This window comes from Castellaniella sp., from assembly GCF_036379515.1.
Lineage (GTDB): Bacteria > Pseudomonadota > Gammaproteobacteria > Burkholderiales > Burkholderiaceae_B > Castellaniella.
The window spans coordinates 57,910-79,342 of sequence record NZ_DASVGN010000032.1 but is presented as its reverse complement, the minus strand read 5'-3'; the positions used below and the strand labels follow the sequence as shown (position 1 = coordinate 79,342).

Genomic DNA, 21,433 nt, shown 5'->3' with positions numbered 1-21,433 from the left:
CGGGCCACTGCTCAGATGTGTCTGGATTTTGCCTCAAAACTCTGGCTCTCCCAGCACAAGATCACTCGACCGTAGTAAATTCGTCGCACCCACTCGCAACAGACTGTGCACATCCATGACGAAATACGTTCCCCTCGCAGTCAGAACACTGCTGTCAGTGCTTCTGGCTATGGGTGGCCTGTCCGGGGCCCCCGTCTGGGGAGCCACCACAGGGATGGAAGGCTGTTCGGCTGGCAGCGTCTTGGCCGTGGTAGCACACACCGACGACGATTTGCTCTTCATGAACCCGGATCAACAGACGGCCATCACGCAGGGGCAATGCGTTCGCACGGTGTACCTCACAGCAGGAGACCGGGGCGAAGGCCTGCCCTACCTGCAGCAGCGGGAGCGCGGCATCATGGCCGCCTATGCAGCCATGGCCAAAGTGCCCGATATCTGGACAACGGACGCGCTGCATGTCGATGGGCGATCGCTCGTTCGCCACACGCTGCATGACAATCCGCGCGTCCAGCTGATCATGTTGCGCATCCCGGACCCCTGGCTCGGCCCCGGTTGGGGGAGCCTTACTCCGCTCAGCCGCCTGGAATCCGTCCCAGGCACCCACGTTCAGTCTTATGGGCCTTACCGGGAAACGTATACACGCACGCAATTGGTTTCGCTCTTGGCCAGCCTGATACAGGCCGAACAACCGCAGGTCGTGCGCACGATGGACCCCACGATCACGGTCGCTTACCAGGCACTTTGCTGGAAGTGCAAAGGACACGACCACCCGGACCACATCGCCAGCGCGCACTTGATGGACGACGCCATGGCGATTGCACCGGGCCTCTACACCCAGATTGCCTATCTCGATTACCCTAGCCAGGAACGCCCTACCAACCTGAGCCCTGCTCAGACCCGCCGCAAGACGGCTATTTTCCTGCGCTACATGCGTGACGACCATCACTACTGCCCTGACCCGTCCCAATGCGCTGAAGTGCGCGGCCCGGAAGCCAAATGGGTAAGCCGGCAATACACGGTCAACAGCAGTCGAGCAACGGCCACGGCCGAACGCTAACCCCAGAGATCACCGACTGCAGGGCGCAGGCCCCCCGCAGACCATTCAGGATTTGTGCGAACGGTCGTGCAAAAGGCGCTCATCGCCTGCGCTCAGGCGGCCAGAGTCTCGGGCAGCCTCAATCAAGTCGGGTCTGTGGGTGGCCGTCAACGCCAGCGACCGCTCGCGCCGCCACGCAGCGATATGGGCATGATGCCCGGAAAGAAGAGGCGCAGGCACCGGATCTTCACGCCAAACCTCGGGACGGGTGTAATGAGGGCTGTCCAGGAGCCCATCAAGCGTGGGGCTGAACGAATCCTGCACGGCAGATTCGGCATCATGCAAAGCCCCGGGCAACAGGCGTACCACGCTGTCGAGCAGCACCATGGCACCGAGTTCTCCCCCCGAGAGCACAAAGTCTCCGAGTGACACCTGCTGGGTCACATAGCGGTCAATGAAACGCTGGTCTACCCCTTCATAGCGGCCGCATATCAGAATGGCACCAGTTCCCTGCGACCAGGCTTGCGCAGCAGCCTGGGTATGCACGTGACCCACTGGAGAAAGCAGCACGACAGGGGCAGACGCACCTTCCGCGTCAGCACCCGCCTCCAGGCGCGCCAGACGAGCCGCCTCGACGGCCTGCGCCAGCGGCTCCGCCATCATGACCATGCCAGGCCCCCCGCCATAGGGACGGTCGTCCACCGTTCGATGCAAGTCGTGCGTGAAATCGCGGGGGTTCCAGGTCACCAGGGACCACAGGCCATGCGCATGCGCACGCCCGGTGATGCCAAGATCTCGCACCGCCGCAAACATCGGAGGAAACAACGTGATGAGATCGAAGCGCATAGGGCTCAGAAATCGGCCGGCCAGTCCGTGTCGATACGGCGAGACTGTAGATCGACGCGCTGTACGTGTGCGGCCACGAAAGGAATCAAAGTGTGTTGAGGCCTCCCGTCACGACCCAGACTTGGACAAAACGAAGAATCGTTCAGGTCGCCCAGCACTACCTGGAGTACGGCGTGCGCTCCATTGTCGAAGACCTCGTCGACTTCACCCAACAACACGGAAGAGCCGCCTGACATGCCATAAAGACGACAGCCAATCAGATCGATCCAATAATATTCGTCGGGGTCTGCTGCGGGAAACTCAGCCCGGTCGACCCAGATCATCTGCCCACGTAATGCCTGGGCGGCGTCACGATCCGAGATGCCTTCGAGTTGTGCAAGCAAATGCGGACCGGCAGCACGACAGGCCAACACACGCAGTGCCTGACCCGGTGCGCCCTGCACTGCCGAGGCGGCCGTCAACCACCACGCTTTTGCCGAAAGCAGGACCGTACCGGACTCGGAATACGGCTGGACTTTCAGCCAGCCACGCACCCCATGCGCGGACGCGATCCGCCCAACGGCCACCCGCTCAGGCGAGGCCGGGGATGTCATCGTACAAACTGCGCTACAGTCTGTGGCAATCAGGCAGCCGCCGAAACCGTTGCCGAGAATTCCTTGACCAGGCGGTCTACCGTGCCAGAAAGCTGGGCACCGTTGTCGACCCAATGCTGAATGCGGTCAAGCGCAATGCGAAGCTTTTCCTGGCCTTCGCCAGCAACCGGGTTGTAAAAGCCCACGCGTTCAATAAAGCGGCCGTCGCGGCGATTACGGGAATCAGCAGCAACAACGTTATAAAAGGGGCGCTTCTTCGAGCCACCGCGAGCCAGACGAATCACAACCATGAAGAGTCCTTTGAAAATACTGTGAAAAACGAAAGATTCTAGCATCCAGCCCTGTGCACCGCAATCGTTGCGCACCGGGTTCTGCAAAAGAAAGTCCAAAACAAACACCACGAGGCATGTGCAGTGGCCCTGGCGCTTGCCCGGAGTCATTCGGATGAGCCAACGAGGCACGCGCTCTTTAGCGACGACGAATGTAGTGCACCATCGCAAGATCGGACGCCGCATCGGAATGCCGGTTCTGCGCCAGCAAGGCGTTGCCCGTCTGGCGGCAGAATGCCTGGAAATCCGCCACGGCGTGTGGATCTGTGGTCACCACGGCCAGCACCTGACCGCTCGCAAGCTTCGCCAGCGCCTTTTTGGTGCGCAAAATCGGCAAGGGGCAATTGAGCCCCTGCGCGTCGATCCATTCGTCGACTTGCAAGGAGTCAAGTGATACGTCGGTGATCATTTGGTCCCCAACCGCCCCGACAGCCACGATGCCACACTCCCCAAAGCACTGTCGAGTGCCGCCACGTCTGAGCCGCCCCCCATGGCCATATCCGGTCGTCCGCCGCCCTTGCCACCCACCTGGGCTGCCACAGCGCCCACGAGATCGCCCGCCTTGATGCGCGGCCCGACCTCTGGCCCAACCCCTGCCACCAGACTGATTTTGTCATCCGCCACTGCGGCAAGCAGAATTACCGCGCTCGGCAGGCGTGATTTGAGTTGGTCCACCATTCCGCGCAGCGATTTGGGATCTACGCCATTCAGGCGCTTGGTCAGGAGTTTGACACCGCCGACTTCAACGGCCTGCCCCGCGAGATCGGCGCCCGCCGCCGCTGCCAACTTCTCTTGCAGACGAGCCAGTTCATGTTCGCTGTCATGGAGCTGCTGCTGCAGGGCCTGCACCCGTTCGGGCACCGCTTCAGGCTGCGCCTTGAGCAAGGAGGAAGCGTGCAGCAATACATTTTGCGTCCGCTGCACCCAGGCCACCGAATTGCGCCCGGTAATGGCCTCGACGCGACGAATACCGGCTGCTACGCCGCTTTCGGACACGATCTTGAACAGACCGATATCGCCCGTGCGGCTGACGTGGGTCCCCCCGCAGAGCTCGCGCGAAAAGCCGATATCCAGCACTCGGACCACATCACCGTATTTTTCTCCGAACAGCGCCATCGCACCACCCGAAACGGCCTCGTCGTACGCCATCTGCTGCGTCTGCACCGCCACGTTGGCCAGCACCTGATCATTGACGATGGCTTCGACGCGTGCGATCTGATCGGCCGTCATGGGAGCGTCATGCGCAAAGTCGAAACGCGTCTTTTCAGGGTCGACCAGGGAGCCTCGTTGGCGCACATGCTCACCCAACACCTGGCGCAAAGCCTTGTGCATGAGATGGGTAGCCGAGTGGTTGCGCATCGTGTCGGCACGACGCTCGACGTCTACTTGCGCCTGCAGCACGTCACCCACCGACAGGGTTCCCTCGATGAGGTTGCCGTGGTGGCCAAATACGTGGCTTTGGATCTTTTGCGTGTCTGCTACCTGAAAGCGTGCCGCGCCGTTACTGAGCAAACCGGTATCGCCCACCTGCCCCCCCGATTCAGCGTAGAACGGTGTCGCATCGAGCACGACGACCGCATCCTGGCCCTGGGCGATCGAAGGCACCGAGGCCCCGTCGACGTACAGCGCCGTCACCGTCGCATTGCCATCGAGCCGCTCGTAGCCGTCAAAGCGCGTCTCGGTGCCTTCGTATTCGAGCCCTGCCGCTGCCTTGAATTTGCCAGCTGCGCGTGCCTGCTCACGCTGTTTTGCCATGGCATGTTCGAAGCCTTCGAGATCGACCTGAATCTTGCGCTCGCGGCAAATGTCGGCCGTCAGATCAACCGGAAAACCATAGGTGTCGTAAAGCGCAAAGAGTGTCTGCCCATCCAGTGCCTGCCCTGCCGGCAGCACCGACAGTGACGCTTCAAGGATGCGCATGCCGTTTTCGAGCGTTTCGCCAAACCGTTCTTCTTCTTGGCGCAGCACCTGCTCGACGCGCGATTGCTGGGCGGCAAGCTCAGGGTAGGCCGCGCCCATCTGCACTACGACGTCGGCCACGAGGCGATGGAAGAAGAGCCCCTTTTGCCCCAGCTTGTGGCCATGGCGCAGAGCGCGTCGGATAATGCGGCGCAACACATAGCCGCGTCCCTCGTTGCCCGGGATGACGCCGTCTACCACCAGAAAACTGCAGGCTCGGATATGGTCGGCAATGACCTTCAAGGAATTATCGGACAGATCAGTGGCACCGGTTTCACGGGCGGCCGCACGGATAAGATGCTGAAACAGGTCTATATCGTAATTGGAATGCACGTGCTGCAAGACGGCTGCAATACGCTCCAGACCCATCCCCGTATCGACGCAAGGCTTGGGCAAAGGGTGCATGACCCCCTGTGCATCGCGCTCGAACTGCATGAACACGAGATTCCAGATCTCGATATAGCGATCGCCGTCTTCTTCAGGAGACCCCGGAGGCCCGCCCCAGATTTCCGGGCCGTGATCATAGAAGATCTCTGAGCACGGACCACAGGGTCCGGTGTCGGCCATTTGCCAGAAATTGTCGGAGGCGTAACGGGCACCTTTGTTGTCGCCAATGCGGATGATGCGTTCCGCCGGTACGCCGATGGCGTGTTCCCAGATATCGTGGGCCTCGTCGTCTTCCTGGTACACGGTGACCCAAAGCTTGTCTTTGGGAAGCCCCAGCACTTCAGTCAGCAGGGTCCAGGCAAAGGTGATTGCATCACGCTTGAAATAATCCCCAAAACTGAAATTGCCCAGCATTTCAAAGAAAGTATGATGCCGTGCCGTATAGCCGACATTTTCAAGGTCGTTGTGCTTGCCACCCGCGCGCACGCACCGCTGTGCCGTCGTCGCTCGGTGATAGGCACGCGTTTCTTTGCCCGTGAACACGTCCTTGAATTGCACCATGCCTGCATTGGTGAACAACAGGGTGGGGTCATTGGCCGGTACCAACGGGGAGGACGCCACGACCTGATGCCCTTTGGATTCAAAGAAAGAGAGGAACTTCTGGCGAATTTCGGAGGTTTTCATTCTAGGGTTCACGACGCAGGAAATACCGACGGGGCATTATAGAATGCCTTTTCGCCGCCGAGAGAAGGACCGGGCGGCCATGGCCGCCTGTCTGCGTAGAACGCGCCTTTACGGAAAGCCGGTGACAACAGGCACTCTAGGCCGGGACAGCGTCCCGGTTCAACGCCTCGACTGCGGGATAGAATTCGCGGTTCTCGCGCAGCATGCGCGCATAAACGTCGTGCAACACCGTGTTAGCCTCGGCTCGGAAGACTTCGGGGTTACGCACCAGCTGCGTCGCGTTCCCCCACCGACGGGCAAACGTGATGAATGCCGTCGCAATGCCCTTCATGTCGTCCTGGTAAGTCCGGCTCATCGTGGCCAGATGGTCGTCACCGCTGCGCTCCAACGACGGATAGAGGATGCGGTCCTCAATAGCCAGATGCTGCGTCACGACCTGAGCGAGCGCTTTGAGTTCGTAGGCGATGTCGACGGCCCTGTCCTCTATGCCCTGATGCGCCAAAGCGCGCAGAGAATTGATGCCGGAGATGATCTGAACGTGATGTTCCTTGAATCGATCGATGTTCATGCTGCACCTTCTGAAAGAAGAGGTCGAACCCTTGTCGCATGCAAGCACAAGTGGGCCTTCCCCGAGAAAAAATCAATTGCTCGTTTCAGGCGCCCGTCTTGGGTGTTACGCCTGATGATGTGTTTAATAAGATATATGTTAAATACATCTTTAAGACAGCACAAGGCGGCTGCGTACACACGTTCACAACACGCTCACAGCAATTGCTGAAAGTCGTCGGAATGCTCTGCAGGGTTCCAGGAGTGGGCAGCCAACCAGGCACGAATTCGCGCTATCGCTTGAGACCGCAGCTGCGACACACGCCCTTCTGTGACACCAAGCACCACCGCGATCTCTTTTTGGTTCAGGTCCTGCTCGAACTGCAGCGAAAGCAGCAGTTTTTCACGTTCGGGCAACTGATCGATTGCCTCGATCAATACAGCTCGGAGACCGCTACGTACCAGCCAGTCCAGAGGGTTGGCCATTGCGTCATCGGCAACCCCGTCGACCACTGAAGCCCCCTCGTGGTCTTCGCGATGCTGGGCAAGATCTTCGATCATCAGGACCTGCACACCACGCGACTCTTCAAGCAGCGACTGATAGGCCGGTAAATCCAGCCCCATTTCTTCGGCGATTTCGGACTCGGTTGCAGGCCGCATCAGGCGCTGATTAAGCGCGTGGATGCTGCCTTCGATACTGCGCGATTTGGTGCGCACGCTGCGCGGCAACCAGTCCTGGCTACGCAGCTCGTCGAGCATGGTACCCCGAATACGCGTAATGGCGTAGGTTTCGAACTGCGCATCGGCCCGCTGCTGATAGCGGCGTACGGCATCAAGCAAGCCCATCATCCCCGCCTGCATGAGATCGTCGAGCTCCACACTGGCCGGCAGCCGGCCAATCAGCGCCAGCGCCTGACGGCGCACCAAAGGCGCGTATTGACTAATCAGCTGCTCCTCGGACAGAGGCATTGCAGACCCGTATGACATGTTGACACCGCTAGTATGCCGCAGGATCACCCTGCCATTTCACCAAGCAAGCGGCTGATGTCGGGCGAGTTCCACTGACCATAGCCTCGCTTCTTGAGGAAAAATAACGACTTTCCAGCCTAAAGTTCAGGACCCAGCGACCGTTATGGCAGAAAAGGATGCACCCGCCCAAAAAGGGTGGTTTGACGCACGACATCCGGAAAACATCAGTCATTCGCAGGGGCCTCGTATGATCCAACCCATCGGTCAAGCACTCGCAGCTCTGGGGGCGAGTTTGCCCCAGCCTCAACCCGAACGTCCTTCCGTGCCACCTATTGCAGCGTTGCCATCGTCTGGTTCTGCCAGCCAGGCGGGAGCCCACACAATGGGTCAGCGCAAGACTGCAGGGCAGCCTGAATCCGCGCTGGAAAAGGCCCTGACTGAAGTCAACGACCACCTTCAGGCCTGGTCGACCAGCATGAGATTCGACATGGACAAAGAAGCGCAAAGACTGGTGGTCTCGATCGTCGACACGGCGTCGGGCAAGGTGCTGCGCACCATCCCGTCAGACGCAGTGTTGCAGGTCGCCAGAATGATCGTCAAGCTGCAGGGCGCGAGCGTCGACACTCAAGCCTGACACTTCCCGCCAACCTACACGAAAAGAACTCATCCATGCCGACCGTCAATTCTTTGGGTATCTCCGGGCTTCCCCTCGACAGCCTGCTGACCAGTCTGCAAAACGACGAAAACAGGGCGCTGCAAGCGATCCAGGCCCGGCAAACTGCCAACCAGGCCAAGGTCTCGGCCTACGGAAAGCTCCAAGGAACCGTCTCGGCTTTTCAAGTGGCTGCAGAAGCCCTCAAGAAGGTCGACAGCTTCGGCGCCATCTCGGCAAAATCGGCTTCGGACTCCATTTCGGCCACGGCGGCCCCGGACACCATCCCGGGCCAGTACTCCATCGAAGTCAATGCTCTGGCCACGCAGCAGTCGATGGTCTACAACGGACGGGCCGATCGCATGGCGGCCATCGGTGCCGCAGGCACGCTGGACATCACGACAGCCGACGGCAAAACGCATTCGCTGGATCTGTCCGACACCTCGCTCAATGGCCTCGTGAAGGCTATCAACACGAACCCTGACATCGGCGTCAATGCAACGATCGTCAACGACGGTGATGCCTCCAGCCCCTACCGTCTGCTGCTGACCAGCCGCGATACCGGGACCCAGGCCGCCATCACAGAAATCAAGGTGACCGGCAACGACGACCTGCAGGCATTCCTGGGGACCACCGTCAACGCAGATTCATCCAGCACCAACGCCAATGTCGAGGTCCACGCCGCCCAGGATGCAGCCCTCACCGTCAATGGCATCGCGATCACCAGCCACACCAACACGGTGACCAACGTCATCGACGGAGTGACGCTGACGCTGAACAAGACGACCAGCAGCCCGGCCAATCTGGCCCTCACGCGCGACGACAGTTCGGCCAAGAAGGCCATCATGGACTTCGTCTCGTCCTACAACAACTTGCAGAGCACGATCCAGTCTCTCACGGCGTACGACGTCGGTTCCCAAAGTTCGTCGGCGCTCACAGGCGATTCGGTGGCGCGCTCAGTACAGACGCGCCTGCAAGGTGTCCTCATGGGTGCGGTCGACTCCAGCTCGGGTCTCAATCTGTCTTCGATCGGCATCAGCCTTGATATGGTCAACCCAAGGTCGGGCCAACTGGTGGTCGATCAGACCGTGCTGGACAAGGCACTCGCGAACAACGGCGCCAGCGTGAAAGCACTATTCACTGGCAGCACCGGCGTGGGAGCCCAGATCACTACCGCCGTGGACGCCTTCACTCGACCGGGCGGCATATTTTCGACTGCCAGCGACGGCCTGACCAAAACCATGGCGGACATCGACAAGCAAATCGCATCCACCAAAGACATCATCAACCAGCGCATGAATACCTACCGGACACAATTCACGCAGCTGGACGCCATGGCAACACAGATGAAATCCGTTAGTGATTACCTCACGCAGCAGATGACCGTATTAAACGGATCCAAAAACAAGTAAGCACTCATCATGACCTACGCACCGCGTTCACGCGCCGCCCGGGCCTCCGGGTCCTACGCCAATATCGGCCTCGAGACCGAAGTCATGGGGGCTTCTCCCGAACGACTCATCTCGCTGTTGTTCCGAGGCGCACAGACGGCACTGGCGCAAGCGCGCCACCATCTGCATAACGGCAACATCGCCGAGCGCGGCAAAGCCCTCTCAAAAGCAATCGACATCGTCGATTCCGGGCTCAAGGCAAGTGTCGACTCCGCGCGCGGTGGCGAAGTTGCACGTCATCTGATTGCAGCATACGACCTCGTCATTCGCGACTTGATGCAGGCCAACCTGCACCAGGACGAAAGCAAGCTCGACGAAGCCAAAATCCTGCTCGACAACCTGGCAGAAGCATGGCAAATTGCAGCAGACCCGCAATTTGGGGCTTCGGTGACCTCCCTCTGAAACAGGACGTTCAATTGGCACCGCTTCACACCCCGCTGATCCGGCACTATCAGGCCATTGCTGCACTCTCGACCGAGATGCTGGGCAAAGCCCAGACCCAGGAATGGGACGCCCTCGTCGAGCTCGGCCAGCAGTACCGAGACGCAGTCGAACACTTGAAAACACTGGCGCCGCTGGACGACGACCAGAAAAATGCCCGGCGCGAGTTGCTGACGCTCATCCTGGACAACGACGCGCATATCCGCCAGTTGATGTCGCCCGAAATGGACAGGCTGAGCCACCTGCTGGGAGCATTCAAACGCCAACGCAACGTCTTGCAGGCCTATTACTCCGGCACTCGCCCACGATAGGCCATGAGCATAGGAGCCCCGTCCAACCTCGGAACCCTCCTCATCCAGCGGCTGGACGCTGTCCTGGGCATTGGTTTGAGCCAGCAGGCGGCGCTGGCCAAAGACATAGGCCCCCAGGCCGTGCGGCAGCCGGGCAACCCAGAAGCTTCATCCGGGTTGCAGAATCCGGTACAACGCGACACCCAGGAAGCCGTCGACCAAGCAGCCGCCCAAGGGCAGCAACGTGCCGCCGTCAGCAAAGCCACGCAAGAAATGCGGCTGGCCAATTTGCTAGGGCGCGCCACCACTCAGTTCACTGCCACACAATCGGCCCCCACGACACTGGGCTATGCCGCACGTACCATCCTTGCGCTGCTGAACACCTATCCTGAAGCCGACACCTCGATCCGCACGCAGACAGCTCTGGTATCAAACCCAAGTCAGGTCACCTCCGAGGCCCTGGTAGCAAAAATTGCCACCACGCTGCAGCAGTCCATACAATCCAGCGGACTCTTCTACGAATCCCACCTGGCCCAGCTCACGGCCGGCGCCTCGTCGGTACAAGCACTCCACCAGGAGCCACAAGGCCAGCTCCTTGCCGCAACGGCACGCGATCCACAGGCACTACCTTTGCCTTCCACGCCCCCGCCCCTCCAAGAAGCACCTGCACTACCCGGAGGCCTTGCACAGCAAATTCAGGCTCAGATCTCATCCCAGTCTGCATCAGCTCTGGCGCCCGACCTCTCCACGTCCCCCCATGACACCTCTGCAGCGTCGACCACGCACGCGGCGGCGACAGCCTCTGGCCACACGGCACCTGGAATCGATCCGCAAGCACAGCCACTGGTCCGTCAGCAACTGGAGGTCCTGGCCAACCAAAGCGTCGTCTGGTGCGGAGAAGCCTGGCCAGGGGCCCCACTGCGTTGGGAAATCCAGAGGCGCAATGCCAAAGACCCAAGACCACACGATTTCGAAGGGCAGCACTGGGCCACGCAGCTTGAACTCAACCTTCCCCGGCTGGGCACCGTCCAGGCCCGGCTCAGCCTGCTGCACGATCAACTGGTGCTGCAGATGACGGCCGCGCAATCGGCCCCTCAACTTGATGCGTCGCTTGAGACCTTGCGTACACGACTGCTGGCAAAAGGGCTCAAGGCCAGCCAGCTCTCAGTCACGCAGTCCCCCCCAGAGGCACCCACCTCCACGTCCCATGAAGTCCCCTTCGCCTGAGTCCAACCGCACGAGTGCCGTCGCGCTCGCCTACGATCCGTCTGACCGCGCCCCACGCGTCGTCGCTAAAGGGTATGGCACTTTGGCGGACACTATCGTGCGCACGGCTCACGAACACGGCCTCTACGTCCACGAATCACGCGAACTCGTGGGCCTGCTCATGCAGGTTGACCTCGACGCCCACATTCCGCCGCAATTGTACGTGGCGATCGCGGAGCTGCTGGGCTGGTTGTACGCGCTCGATGCCGGTGAAGCGCCTGAAAATCTTAAACGGCCACCGCCCGGGCTTTCACTTCCCGAGCACCTGTAGCCCCCGGGGGGGGTTACACCGCCATGTTGGCAATGTCTTTGTAGGCCTCGACCAGCCGGTTGCGCACTTGGACTGTGGCCTGAAACGAGAGATTTGCTTTCTGCAGGTCAATCATGACATTGCTCAAGCTGACACCCGGGTCGCCCAGCTCGAAAGCCTGTGCCTGAGCGTTGGCCGCATTCTGAACCTGAGAGACCCGGCCCAGCGAACGGCTCAATTCAGCGGCAAACCCGCCCGCCTGCAGCGGCGACGATGCATCGGCGCCCAGCGCACTGCCCCCTTGGGCCGCCTGCGCCACCGACCTCATCTGGGAAAGAAGATTCTCCACACTGGAAAGGGCCTGGGAAGTGATCATTAAACAATCGTCCAATTTCAAGACCTGGGGGCCCGACACACGGGTGCGCATATCGGGCAGATATCGCACTATACGGCGCTCCCGCATCAGACAAGGGTCCCAACAAGCCCAACAACCCCCCGTAGTTTTGCCGATTGAGCCAGAAACAGGGCAACCTCCATCCGGATCGTTCTAACTAAGCCCCAAAAACCGGTTTTTTCGAGACTTGCCGCCACATTGATCACGGCCATAATGGCGGCCATAGATCTCAACCTTCCCCACGTCGGCATGACCATCTCCCAGCCATTCAAGGCCTCTTCATGGCCCGTGCCGGCTTCTAAAACCCAGCGCGCCCATTAATGAGTTTCCCTAACGACTGGATCAACCGCAACCCGGCGCTGGCACGATTGGCCGTGCTACCAAAACCCGTACTTCTGGGCCTTGGTGCTGCGGTCGTGGCCATTCTCGTCGTGCTTGCGCTCTGGATGCGCGAGCCCGAATACCGGACGCTCTTCTCCAATGTAGAAAGCCGCGATGGCGGCGCCATCGTCAACGTTCTAAGCCAGCGCAACGTCCCCTACAAGTTCGCCGACAACGGGAGCACCATCCTGGTGCCCGCCGATCAGGTCTACACGCTGCGACTGGAACTTGCTGCCCAGGGCCTGCCGCGCGGCGGGAATGTCGGCTTCGAACTGCTGGACGAACCCAAGTTCGGCGCCAGCCAGTTTGCGGAACAAATCAACTATCAGCGGGCACTCGAAGGCGAGCTGGCCCGATCAATTGAAGCACTTCATCCGGTCAAGTCGGCGCGTGTTCATCTGGCGATTCCACGCCAGTCACTATTCGTACGCGATCGCGAGGCGCCCACTGCGTCCGTGCTCCTGACGCTCTTCCCTTCTAGAACCCTGAGCGAAGCTCAGGTTTCCGCCATTGCGTGGCTGGTATCCTCCAGCGTCCCTCAACTGAACGCCGCCAACGTCTCTATCGTGGACCAGGATGGTCACCTGCTGTCCACCCCCGAAGGCAGCGCCGGGATGGACAGCACCCGGCGCAGCTTTGTCAACGACATCGAGCAACGCACCACGCAACGCATCCTGACATTGCTCAACCCCATCGTGGGTTCAGGCAACGTTCGGGCGCAAGTGAGCGCTACCGTCGACTTCTCACAACGCGAGCAGACGTCCGAAACCTATCGCCCCAACGAGACACCAGGGACTGCGGCCATTCGCAGCAAACAAACCAGCGATTCCACGCAGGGCGAGCCAACTTCGCCACAAGGGGTGCCTGGCGCCCTGACGAACACCCCGCCCGCCAACGCCACTGCCCCCATCCAGACGAATCCGCCTGCGCCAACGGCCAACGCAGCTGGCGGAGCCCGCGCAGCCACCACGGGTACCGCACCAGCTGCATCGGGGCCTCAGTCCGTTCGCAACGACGCGACCGTGAACTACGAGCTTGATCGCACCATCAACCACATCAAACATGAACCTGGTGTGTTGCAACGGCTGTCCGTGGCCGTAGTTGTCAATTACCGCGACAAGGATGGCAAACCCGCACCCTTGGGCCAGGACGAAATGACCAACATCAACGCACTGGTGAAGCAGGCGATGGGTTATTCGTCAGAGCGCGGCGACACGCTCAGTGTGGTCAACAACGAATTCACGGCAGGCGAGCCGGCGCCCAAGCCTTGGGAAGACCCCGCCTATCGCAGCATGGCTCTGCAAGGGTTGAAAGTCTTGCTTGGCCTGCTGTTGCTGTTCTTCCTCTGGCGCTCAGTCTTGCGCCCCGTGGTTCAGGGGTTTGCGAGTGCCCAGGTGGAGCGCGCCAAGAACGAAGCACATCTGGAGACGATGCGCGAGCAACGCCGCCAGGATGAAGTGCGCGCCTCCGAGATCAGCCGTCACGAAGAAAACCTGAACACGGCACGTACGCTTGCCCAAAACGACCCACGCGCAGTCGCCATGGTGCTGCGATCCTGGATGGACGGTAAAAATGGCAATTCCTGAAGCCAGCCTCACGCGCTGCGCGATCCTGATGATGTCGCTCGGGGAAAACGAGGCTGCCGAGGTCTTCAAGAATCTGACGTCGCGTGAGGTCCAGCAGATCGGCCTGGCCATGGCCAACCTGAAGCAGGTCTCACGCAGCGACGTCGACAAGGTGCTGGAAGATTTCCGCCGCGAGGCCGACCAATTCATGGCGGTCACGCTGGGCTCCGAGGACTACATCCGCGCGGTTCTGACCAAGGCACTCGGGACGGATCGGGCTGCGGGCATCATCGAAGACATTCTGGAAGCCGGCAGCGACGGCAGCGTATCGGGAATCGACGCACTCAATTGGCTCGAGCCTGCCAACGTGGCGGAGCTCATTGGCGACGAGCACCCGCAGATCATTGCCACCATTCTGGTCCACCTTGAGCGGGACCGGGCCTCGGCGATTTTGGCACTGCTCAACGAGCGGGTCAGAAACGACGTCATGATGCGTATTGCCACCTTTGGCGGTGTGCAACCTGCAGCACTGCACGAACTGACAGAAGTGCTCAACGAGGTGCTGTCGGGCCAAGGCACCAAGCGCTCCAAGATGGGAGGAGTGCGTGCCGCAGCAGAAATTCTGAACTTCATGAGCAGTACAGAAGAAGAAGCAGTGGTGAGCAGCCTGCGCGACCTCGACGCAGACCTCGCCCAACGCATCGTCGACGAGATGTTCGTTTTCGACAACCTGATCGACGTCGAAGATGCTGCCATCCAGCTCATCCTCAAGGAAATCGACACCGCATCGCTCACGATTGCGCTCAAGGGCGCCAGCGAAGAGCTGTGCGGCAAATTCTTCAAGAACATGTCGAACCGTGCCGCCGAAATTCTGCGCGACGACCTGGAAGCCCAAGGTCCTGTCCGGATGTCCAGAGTCGAAACCGAACAGAAATCTATCCTCATGGTGGCACGCAAGCTGGCTGAAGCAGGCCAGATCAACCTGAGTATGGGCAATGACGAATACGTCTGACCGAGCCGGCAGCCCCACCCCTCTCACAGTTCGGGCACGGTGGCAGCGCTGGGAGATGGAATCGCTGGGGGCCTTACGCACACGCTCAGAGCAACGGACGCACGGCACGGGCCAGCTGCCTCTGGCAGACGAACCCGATCCAGACGCACAGGCGCGCGCCAAAGCACTGGAAGAAGCGCGGACACTTGGCTATCGCGAGGGTCAGGAAGAAGGCAGGCGCGACGGGCAAGCAAAAGGCCTGGAGGCGGGCCACACAGAAGGCCTGGAGCGAGGTCGCCGCGAAGGTCTTCTCGCCGGCCATCAAGAGGGCCTCGCGCAAGGACGCCAGGAAGGTGCTGCCGAGTCACAACGGCAGGCGGAGCAACTGGGGCGGCTGGTCGAGACCTGTGCCACGGCGATTCACGACCTTGAGGCCGAGGCAGGCCAGGCGATGATTCGCCTGGCGACCCGGATCGCAGCACAATTCCTGCATACTGAATTGCGCGAAAATCCACGCCTCATCGTGGACCTGGTCCAGGATCTTCTGCAAACCCAAGTGCCCCAGGACACGACCCTGACCCTGCATCTGAACCCCGAAGACCTCGCGCTGGTGGAGGCATTCCTGCAGCAGGAGCCCGACCCGGACCACTATCGCCTGCTGGCAGATCCCACCGTCAGCCAAGGAGGATGCCGACTGCAAACCCCCTACGGGTCAGTGGATGCGACTTTCGAAACACGCTGGCAACGCATTACGACTGCACTTGGCCTGCCGGCCCAGGCATCATGAGTACGGTCCCAGAGCCACTGATGAGCGCAGGGGCACGCTGGAGAACCCAACTGGCCAATGGTGAAGAACGAATTGCCGCACGCCAGGACATTCAGCGCGAAGGCCGCGTGACCCGAGCCACTGGCCTCGTCCTCGAGGCGACCGGGCTGCAACTCCCTGTAGGCGCCGCCTGCCGTGTCCAAGTCGCCTCCGAACGCAACCTGTGGGCGGACGCCGAGGTAGTAGGATTCCAGGCGAAGACCTTGTTTCTCATGCCGCAAAGCGACATTACCGGCCTGCAGCCGGGGGCCCGTGTGCTGCCGGCAGAAACCCTGCAGCTGGCCCCCATTCCCCTTCCGGAAACCTCTTGCGACGACGCGGTTGCCATCGCCAGCGCAGAACAAGCCCGTCATCTGCCCGTGGGGCAAGCCCTGCTGGGACGCGTGCTGGACGGTGCGGGGCGCCCCTTGGACGGAAAGCCTCTTCCGACTGATCTCGAACTGGCTCCGCTCACGGCACAACCCATCAACCCTCTGGCACGCGCGACCGTAGACACCGTCCTGGACGTTGGCGTGCGTGCGATCAATGGCCTGCTCACCGTCGGGCGGGGTCAACGCATGGGGCTTTTTGCGGGATCAGGTGTCGGCAAAAGCGTGCTGTTGGGCATGATGGCCCGCTACACCCAGGCAGACATCATCGTCGTTGGCCTGATTGGCGAACGCGGGCGCGAGGTCAAGGAGTTCATCGAGCTCAACCTGGGGGCCGAAGGCCTGGCTCGGTCCGTCGTCGTGGCCGCTCCCGCAGACGTCTCGCCGCTGCTGCGTCTTCAAGGCGCCGTCTACGCGACACGCCTGGCGGAATTCTTCCGCGATCAAGGGCAACACGTGCTCCTCATCATGGATTCCCTGACGCGCTACGCCATGGCCCAACGCGAGATTGCCTTGGCCATTGGTGAACCGCCGGCCACAAAAGGCTACCCCCCGTCCGTCTTTGCGAAGCTGCCAGGGCTGGTCGAACGCGCCGGCAATGGCGCGCCCCGCAACGGGCACGCTGCAGGATCCATCACCGCCTTCTACACCGTGCTGACCGAAGGCGACGATCAACAAGACCCCATCGCGGACTCGGCACGTGCCATCCTGGATGGCCACGTGGTGCTGTCGCGCAGCCTCGCGGAATCGGGACACTATCCCGCGATCGACATCGAGGCTTCGATTTCGCGAGTCATGTCGGCCATCGTTCCTGCCACGCAGTTTCAACAGGTGCACCAGTTCAAACGCATGATGTCCCGCTATCAGCGCAACCGGGACTTGATCGCGGTCGGTGCCTATACCACCGGGAATGACCCCGAGATTGACCGGGCCATCGAACGCTACCCATGGCTGGAACGCTACCTTCAACAAGGCGTCGACGTCCGCGTGGATTACGCAACGGCCATGACCGGTCTGGCGCAAGCCTTGGATCAGGAGCCTCACCATGCCGCGTGAATCGTCCCTGGACGTCCTCATCAACCTGACACAAGACAAACTCAACGAGGCCGGGCGGGCCTTGGCCGAATTGAGCACCGAGCGTCGCCAGGCTCAGGGCCAGCTGGGGACCTTGGACGATTACCGCGCCGATTACACCCGGCGATTGCAATCAACCACCGAAGGCGGCGTGACCGCCTCGAATTACCATAACTTTAGGCAGTTTATCGCCACATTGGACGACGCGATTTCACAGCAAAATAAGGTCATCGCACAAATTGACACTCGGCTCGAGGCGGGACGCCGGCAGTGGCACGACGAAAAGCAGCGGCTGAACTCGTACGAAACGCTGAAAGCCCGCCAGCTGCGCCAGCTTCAGTATCGCGAGCAACGCAACGAGCAACGTGCCAGTGACGAAGTGGCCGCCAATCTGTATCGGCGCCGACAGACCCATTGAACCCGCGAACATCATGACCATGCCCGTTCCTCCTACGACCAGCCCCGCCCAGACGCGCGCCGACGCCGCGGCGCGGACCGTGGATGCAACTGACACAGGCAGCTCGACGCAGGATTTCTCCAAAGTGCTCTCGCAGCAGCAACCGCCTTCAGGCAAAGAGGTCTCCTCGTCGTCCGAGTCTCCCAAGACGCAGCTGAACAACGACAAGACCCAGGATCCACAAGACCCCGACACCACACTCGCGCTGATTCTCGATAGCGCCGCGCTTCCCCTCATGCGAGCTATCGATCCGACACCGGTCACCGCGTCTCGAGGCGACGCCACAAGCGCTGCCGCCGGGACTGCCCGCGCGCAGGGCTCGGGCCCTGCCGTGCTCTTGCCTGACACTCTGATCACGACAGCAGCAACAACCTCGGAACTGGCAAAAGGCTCTGCTCCGGGCCTTCAGGCTTCGCCCAAAGACACCTCGGCCGGTCAAGCCCACTTCGCCCAGGCCGCAGAAGCAGCCAAGGGAACCACGGCCGGCCTGCAGGTGTCTCTGCCCGAAGAGGTGGCCTTCCCCTCACAGGGGAAGCCAACAGTTGCCAAGGCGCAAGAGCCGCAAACGCTGGCGCAGGCAACAACCCAAGCCGTGCCCATCCGTGTTTCCGTGCCGGCCATGGCAACCTCGACGGATTCACCTTCCGACGCGGCAGTCGCTTCAGCTGGACTCATGGCAACGCCGGCACCCAGCGGCCCGCAAGTCACGAACCCCGTCATCACATTGGCGGTGGCCACTCCTCTATCGAGCCCCCAATGGGCACAGGGGTTCGGCCAGCAGATCGTCTCGATTGCCCAATCCCAGGTCAACGGCTTGCACACCGTGCAATTACACGTCAATCCGCCCGAACTCGGGCCTGTGCATATCACGCTCCAGATTGGTGACGCCAGCACTCAGGCGGCCTTTGTTTCACCCCACGCCCACGTTCGCCAGGCGTTGGAAAACGCACTCCCCAATCTGGAACAGCAATTTGCCCAGGCCGGGCTCTCGCTGGGCCAAGCCAGCGTCAGTGATCAGCAGACGGGTCAACAGGGCTTCAACCAATCCGAGTCTTCGGGCCAGAGACACCATGAAGGGCCAGTCTTCAGCCTGACACCCAGCGCCCAGGCAGGGGCGGTCGTGCCCAATGGCCTCTTGGGCACCCCACCCGGCAGAAGCCCCAATGCGCTGGTGGACACCTTCGCCTAAATGCTGAACCCGGTCGCATTTGCGCACGGATCTACCCTTTTTCTTTAGAACGCCGTTACCCTCCCAGGAATCATGCTAAGAAGGCTCCTTATCCTCATCGTCCTCCTCATCGTCGTCATTGGCGCCGCGATCGGAGGAACGATCTTCTTCATGAGCCGGAACGCCGCGAGCACCACAGCGGCATCCGCCGCAGGGAAAACGGCCCAGGCCACAACGCCCGTCCCTGCCCCGGTGCCCGCACCTATCTTTGCCGAGCTCGACCCCTTCACCGTCACTCTGTATGGCGAGACGCGCAACCGCATCCTCTACACGGCCATCACATTGCGCCTGAACCACGCCGACGACCGCAAGCAGATTCAGGATTACATGCCGGAAGTGCGTGACCGCGTGCTCAAAGTGCTGTCCTCGCAGCAGCTCTCGGCCATCCAGACGACCGAGGGGCGCCTTGCGCTGTCAAAGGACATCAAGGAATCGCTCTCCAAGCCCTTCGTGGCACAGCTGCCGGCCCCCAACGTCGCCGACGTCCTGTTCACTGCGTTCGTGGTGCAATAAATGCCCTACTCCAGCATGCTCTCTCAGGACGAGGTCGATGCCCTGCTGGCAGGCGTTACCGGTGAAGAGTCTCCTGAACACGCAGCGGCGGCGCCCGACAAGAACGGTGTACGTCCCTATGATCTGGGTTCGCCCGATCGGGTGGCGCGCAACCGCATGCACACGCTCGAGCTCATCAACGAGCGCTTTGCGCGCCGCTTGCGCTCGATGTTCTTTGGCTTCATGCGGCGCAACGCCGACATCACCGTCAATGCCATCAGGGTTCAGAAATACGCTGATTTTGAACGCAACCTGCCAGTTCCAAGCAACCTGAACATGGTGGCCCTCAAGCCGCTGCGCGGTACGGGTCTCTTCACCTTCGATCCAAACCTGGTGTTTCTCGTCATCGACAGCCTGTTCGGCGGACACGGCCGCTACGCCATGCGCGTCGAAGGGCGTGACTTTACCAACACCGAGCAGCGCATCATTCGCCGGTTGCTGACGCTCACCCTGGAGTGCTACGCCGAAGGCTGGGCGTCGATCTACCCTATCCAGTCTGAATACATCCGTTCTGAGATGCACACCAAGTTCGCCAGCATCAGCTCGGCCAACGACACGGTGGTGGTATCCACCTTCAGCATCGAACTGGGTTCTTCGGGCGGCAAGCTCAACATCTGCCTGCCTTATTCCATGCTGGAACCGATCCGCGATCTGCTGACGCGACCACTGCAGCAGGAGGCCGCCGACGCGATCGATCAGCGTTGGACCCAGCAACTCTCACGAGAAGTCCGCAGCGCCGAAGTCGAGCTCGCAGTGGAATTCGCTCGTATCGAGACTTCGGTCTCGGAACTCGTGCATCTGTCAGTGGGTGACGTTCTCCCCATCGAAATCCCGCCCGCGCTCACCGCCTGTGCGAACGGCGTCCCCGTGCTCGAGTGCGGCTACGGTACCTTCAACAACCACTACGCGCTGCGGGTCGTGAAAACGCTCTCCGCCTCGCCGATCTCAGACCCCTTGCCAGCCCACAGCCCAACATGAGCGATACCCAAGAACCCACCGACTCCGCCAACCCTACAGGCCAGACGCCCGCAACGCCGCCCAACGACGACTGGGCGGCCGCGCTGGCAGAGCAAGCCAGCGCCCAGAAGCCAGTCACCCAGGCCTCCGGTCTGAGTACCGAAGACGACTGGGCAGCCGCGCTGGCAGAGCAGACCGCAGCCACGACGCCAACGGCTCCGTCAACGCAAGCCACCCAGGCCACGGCTCAGGTCTTTCAACCCCTGGAAGGCCACAACGGCACCTCGGACAGCGACATCGACATGATCATGGACATCCCCGTCCAGCTGTCTGTGGAACTTGGGCGAACGAGACTCACCATCAAGAACATTCTCCAGCTGGGCCAGGGTTCTGTGGTCGAACTCGACGGGATGGCGGGAGAACCAATGGACATCTACGTCAACGGTTACCTGATCGCCCAAGGCGAGGTCGTGGTGGTCGACGAAAAATACGGTATTCGCGTCACCGACATCATCACCCCGTCAGACCGAATTGCACGCCTGAACAGTCGGCGCTGATTCACGATGTCCGCCGGCCAGACTCTGCAAGTGGTGCTGTCGCTGCTATTCGTGGTGGGGCTGCTGCTGGCGGCCGCGTGGGTGGCCCGGCGCAATGGCTGGGTTCGCCAGCGGCTGGGACGAGCCAACCTGAAGGTGTTGGGCACGCTGAGCCTGGGTGCGCGCAGTTCGGTCGCAATCATCCAGGTAGAAGACTCGCGCCTGGTCGTGGGTATCACGCCGCAGCAGATCACGCTGCTGCAAACACTTCCTGCGCAATCGCAGGCCAATTTCTCTGAAAGCCTGAACAAGGCTGTGGCTCGCCCGTGATGCGCGGCGCCTCCGTATTTCGAAGAATCACTCCGAGCTTCGCCGGGCTGACCCTGGTCATCCTGACTCTCTCGA

General features: G+C 61.0%; 25 protein-coding genes. 17 read left to right on the top strand and 8 right to left on the bottom strand.

What is annotated here, in order from left to right:
* The first annotated feature begins 115 nt into the window (after nt 1-115).
* On the top strand, nt 116-1,057 hold the full coding sequence (locus tag VF285_RS11700) for a PIG-L family deacetylase (RefSeq protein WP_346952803.1): 942 nt from the start codon (nt 116-118) through the stop codon (nt 1,055-1,057).
* Nucleotides 1,058-1,102: 45 nt separating this feature from the next.
* Here the strand turns inward: VF285_RS11700 and trmD are convergent, their stop codons facing one another.
* The 7 genes from trmD to VF285_RS11665 all read right to left on the bottom strand — a co-directional run bounded on the left by trmD (nt 1,103) and on the right by VF285_RS11665 (nt 7,367).
* On the bottom strand, nt 1,103-1,882 hold the full coding sequence (gene trmD, locus VF285_RS11695) for a tRNA (guanosine(37)-N1)-methyltransferase TrmD (RefSeq protein WP_346952802.1): 780 nt from the start codon (nt 1,880-1,882) through the stop codon (nt 1,103-1,105).
* 5 nt (nt 1,883-1,887) lie between these two features.
* Nucleotides 1,888-2,475, bottom strand: coding sequence for a ribosome maturation factor RimM (gene rimM / locus VF285_RS11690; RefSeq protein ID WP_346952801.1), 588 nt, complete (start codon nt 2,473-2,475; stop codon nt 1,888-1,890).
* A gap of 29 nt (nt 2,476-2,504) precedes the next feature.
* Nucleotides 2,505-2,765: a 30S ribosomal protein S16 gene (gene rpsP, locus VF285_RS11685; protein WP_346952818.1), complete on the bottom strand. Its 261-nt coding sequence runs from the start codon at nt 2,763-2,765 to the stop codon at nt 2,505-2,507.
* A 178-nt stretch (nt 2,766-2,943) separates the two neighbouring features.
* Nucleotides 2,944-3,213 carry a sulfurtransferase TusA family protein gene (locus tag VF285_RS11680; protein WP_346952800.1) on the bottom strand — a complete coding sequence of 90 codons (270 nt, stop codon included), beginning with the start codon at nt 3,211-3,213 and terminating at the stop codon, nt 2,944-2,946.
* On the bottom strand, nt 3,210-5,834 hold the full coding sequence (alaS, locus tag VF285_RS11675) for an alanine--tRNA ligase (RefSeq protein WP_346952799.1): 2,625 nt from the start codon (nt 5,832-5,834) through the stop codon (nt 3,210-3,212). Before alaS ends, VF285_RS11680 begins: the two co-directional genes overlap by 4 nt.
* Before the next feature lie 136 nt (nt 5,835-5,970).
* The gene (locus VF285_RS11670) at nt 5,971-6,402 is read right to left on the bottom strand and encodes a hemerythrin domain-containing protein (RefSeq protein ID WP_346952798.1); all 432 of its coding nucleotides are present in this window, start codon (nt 6,400-6,402) and stop codon (nt 5,971-5,973) included.
* 194 nt (nt 6,403-6,596) lie between these two features.
* Nucleotides 6,597-7,367, bottom strand: a complete 771-nt coding sequence (locus VF285_RS11665; RefSeq protein ID WP_346952797.1) for an RNA polymerase sigma factor FliA — start codon at nt 7,365-7,367, stop codon at nt 6,597-6,599.
* A 229-nt stretch (nt 7,368-7,596) separates the two neighbouring features.
* Between VF285_RS11665 and VF285_RS11660 the strand changes: the two genes are divergently transcribed.
* From VF285_RS11660 to VF285_RS11635, 6 genes are read left to right on the top strand one after another with little or no spacing between them, the layout of a single operon-like run.
* Nucleotides 7,597-7,983: a flagellar protein FlaG gene (locus VF285_RS11660; protein WP_346952796.1), complete on the top strand. Its 387-nt coding sequence runs from the start codon at nt 7,597-7,599 to the stop codon at nt 7,981-7,983.
* A gap of 35 nt (nt 7,984-8,018) precedes the next feature.
* The gene (gene fliD, locus VF285_RS11655) at nt 8,019-9,413 is read left to right on the top strand and encodes a flagellar filament capping protein FliD (RefSeq protein ID WP_346952795.1); all 1,395 of its coding nucleotides are present in this window, start codon (nt 8,019-8,021) and stop codon (nt 9,411-9,413) included.
* A gap of 9 nt (nt 9,414-9,422) precedes the next feature.
* The gene (fliS, locus tag VF285_RS11650) at nt 9,423-9,854 is read left to right on the top strand and encodes a flagellar export chaperone FliS (protein ID WP_346952794.1); all 432 of its coding nucleotides are present in this window, start codon (nt 9,423-9,425) and stop codon (nt 9,852-9,854) included.
* A 14-nt stretch (nt 9,855-9,868) separates the two neighbouring features.
* Nucleotides 9,869-10,204: a flagellar protein FliT gene (locus tag VF285_RS11645; protein ID WP_346952793.1), complete on the top strand. Its 336-nt coding sequence runs from the start codon at nt 9,869-9,871 to the stop codon at nt 10,202-10,204.
* 3 nt (nt 10,205-10,207) lie between these two features.
* Complete coding sequence (locus VF285_RS11640; RefSeq protein WP_346952792.1) at nt 10,208-11,410, top strand: flagellar hook-length control protein FliK; 1,203 nt, start codon at nt 10,208-10,210, stop codon at nt 11,408-11,410.
* The gene (locus VF285_RS11635) at nt 11,391-11,720 is read left to right on the top strand and encodes an EscU/YscU/HrcU family type III secretion system export apparatus switch protein (RefSeq protein ID WP_346952791.1); all 330 of its coding nucleotides are present in this window, start codon (nt 11,391-11,393) and stop codon (nt 11,718-11,720) included. The genes VF285_RS11640 and VF285_RS11635 overlap by 20 nt, the downstream gene beginning before the upstream one ends.
* Nucleotides 11,721-11,733: 13 nt before the next feature.
* Here VF285_RS11635 and fliE read toward each other — a convergent pair whose 3' ends face one another.
* Nucleotides 11,734-12,072, bottom strand: a complete 339-nt coding sequence (fliE, locus tag VF285_RS11630) for a flagellar hook-basal body complex protein FliE (RefSeq protein WP_414648134.1) — start codon at nt 12,070-12,072, stop codon at nt 11,734-11,736.
* A gap of 341 nt (nt 12,073-12,413) precedes the next feature.
* On the opposite strand from fliE, the gene fliF reads away from it, so the two are divergent.
* The 10 genes from fliF (at nt 12,414) to fliO (ending at nt 21,358) form a co-directional block, all read left to right on the top strand.
* Nucleotides 12,414-14,060: a flagellar basal-body MS-ring/collar protein FliF gene (gene fliF / locus VF285_RS11625; RefSeq protein WP_346952789.1), complete on the top strand. Its 1,647-nt coding sequence runs from the start codon at nt 12,414-12,416 to the stop codon at nt 14,058-14,060.
* Nucleotides 14,047-15,051, top strand: a complete 1,005-nt coding sequence (fliG, locus tag VF285_RS11620) for a flagellar motor switch protein FliG (RefSeq protein ID WP_346952788.1) — start codon at nt 14,047-14,049, stop codon at nt 15,049-15,051. The genes fliF and fliG overlap by 14 nt, the downstream gene beginning before the upstream one ends.
* Nucleotides 15,035-15,817, top strand: a complete 783-nt coding sequence (gene fliH / locus VF285_RS11615) for a flagellar assembly protein FliH (protein ID WP_346952787.1) — start codon at nt 15,035-15,037, stop codon at nt 15,815-15,817. The genes fliG and fliH overlap by 17 nt, the downstream gene beginning before the upstream one ends.
* Entirely contained in the window at nt 15,814-17,280 is a 1,467-nt protein-coding gene (fliI, locus tag VF285_RS11610) for a flagellar protein export ATPase FliI (protein WP_346952786.1), read from the top strand. Before fliH ends, fliI begins: the two co-directional genes overlap by 4 nt.
* Complete coding sequence (fliJ, locus tag VF285_RS11605) at nt 17,270-17,716, top strand: flagellar export protein FliJ (RefSeq protein WP_346952785.1); 447 nt, start codon at nt 17,270-17,272, stop codon at nt 17,714-17,716. The genes fliI and fliJ overlap by 11 nt, the downstream gene beginning before the upstream one ends.
* Nucleotides 17,717-17,729: 13 nt before the next feature.
* Nucleotides 17,730-18,944, top strand: a complete 1,215-nt coding sequence (locus VF285_RS11600) for a flagellar hook-length control protein FliK (protein ID WP_346952784.1) — start codon at nt 17,730-17,732, stop codon at nt 18,942-18,944.
* A 72-nt stretch (nt 18,945-19,016) separates the two neighbouring features.
* Nucleotides 19,017-19,496 (top strand): flagellar basal body-associated protein FliL, encoded by a 480-nt coding sequence (gene fliL, locus VF285_RS11595; RefSeq protein WP_346952783.1) that lies wholly within the window; start codon nt 19,017-19,019, stop codon nt 19,494-19,496.
* Entirely contained in the window at nt 19,497-20,513 is a 1,017-nt protein-coding gene (gene fliM / locus VF285_RS11590; RefSeq protein ID WP_346952782.1) for a flagellar motor switch protein FliM, read from the top strand. It abuts the gene before it with no gap.
* Nucleotides 20,510-21,049, top strand: coding sequence for a flagellar motor switch protein FliN (fliN, locus tag VF285_RS11585; RefSeq protein ID WP_346952781.1), 540 nt, complete (start codon nt 20,510-20,512; stop codon nt 21,047-21,049). Before fliM ends, fliN begins: the two co-directional genes overlap by 4 nt.
* A 6-nt stretch (nt 21,050-21,055) precedes the next feature.
* Nucleotides 21,056-21,358, top strand: coding sequence for a flagellar biosynthetic protein FliO (fliO, locus tag VF285_RS11580; RefSeq protein ID WP_346952780.1), 303 nt, complete (start codon nt 21,056-21,058; stop codon nt 21,356-21,358).
* Nucleotides 21,359-21,433 lie beyond the last annotated feature (75 nt).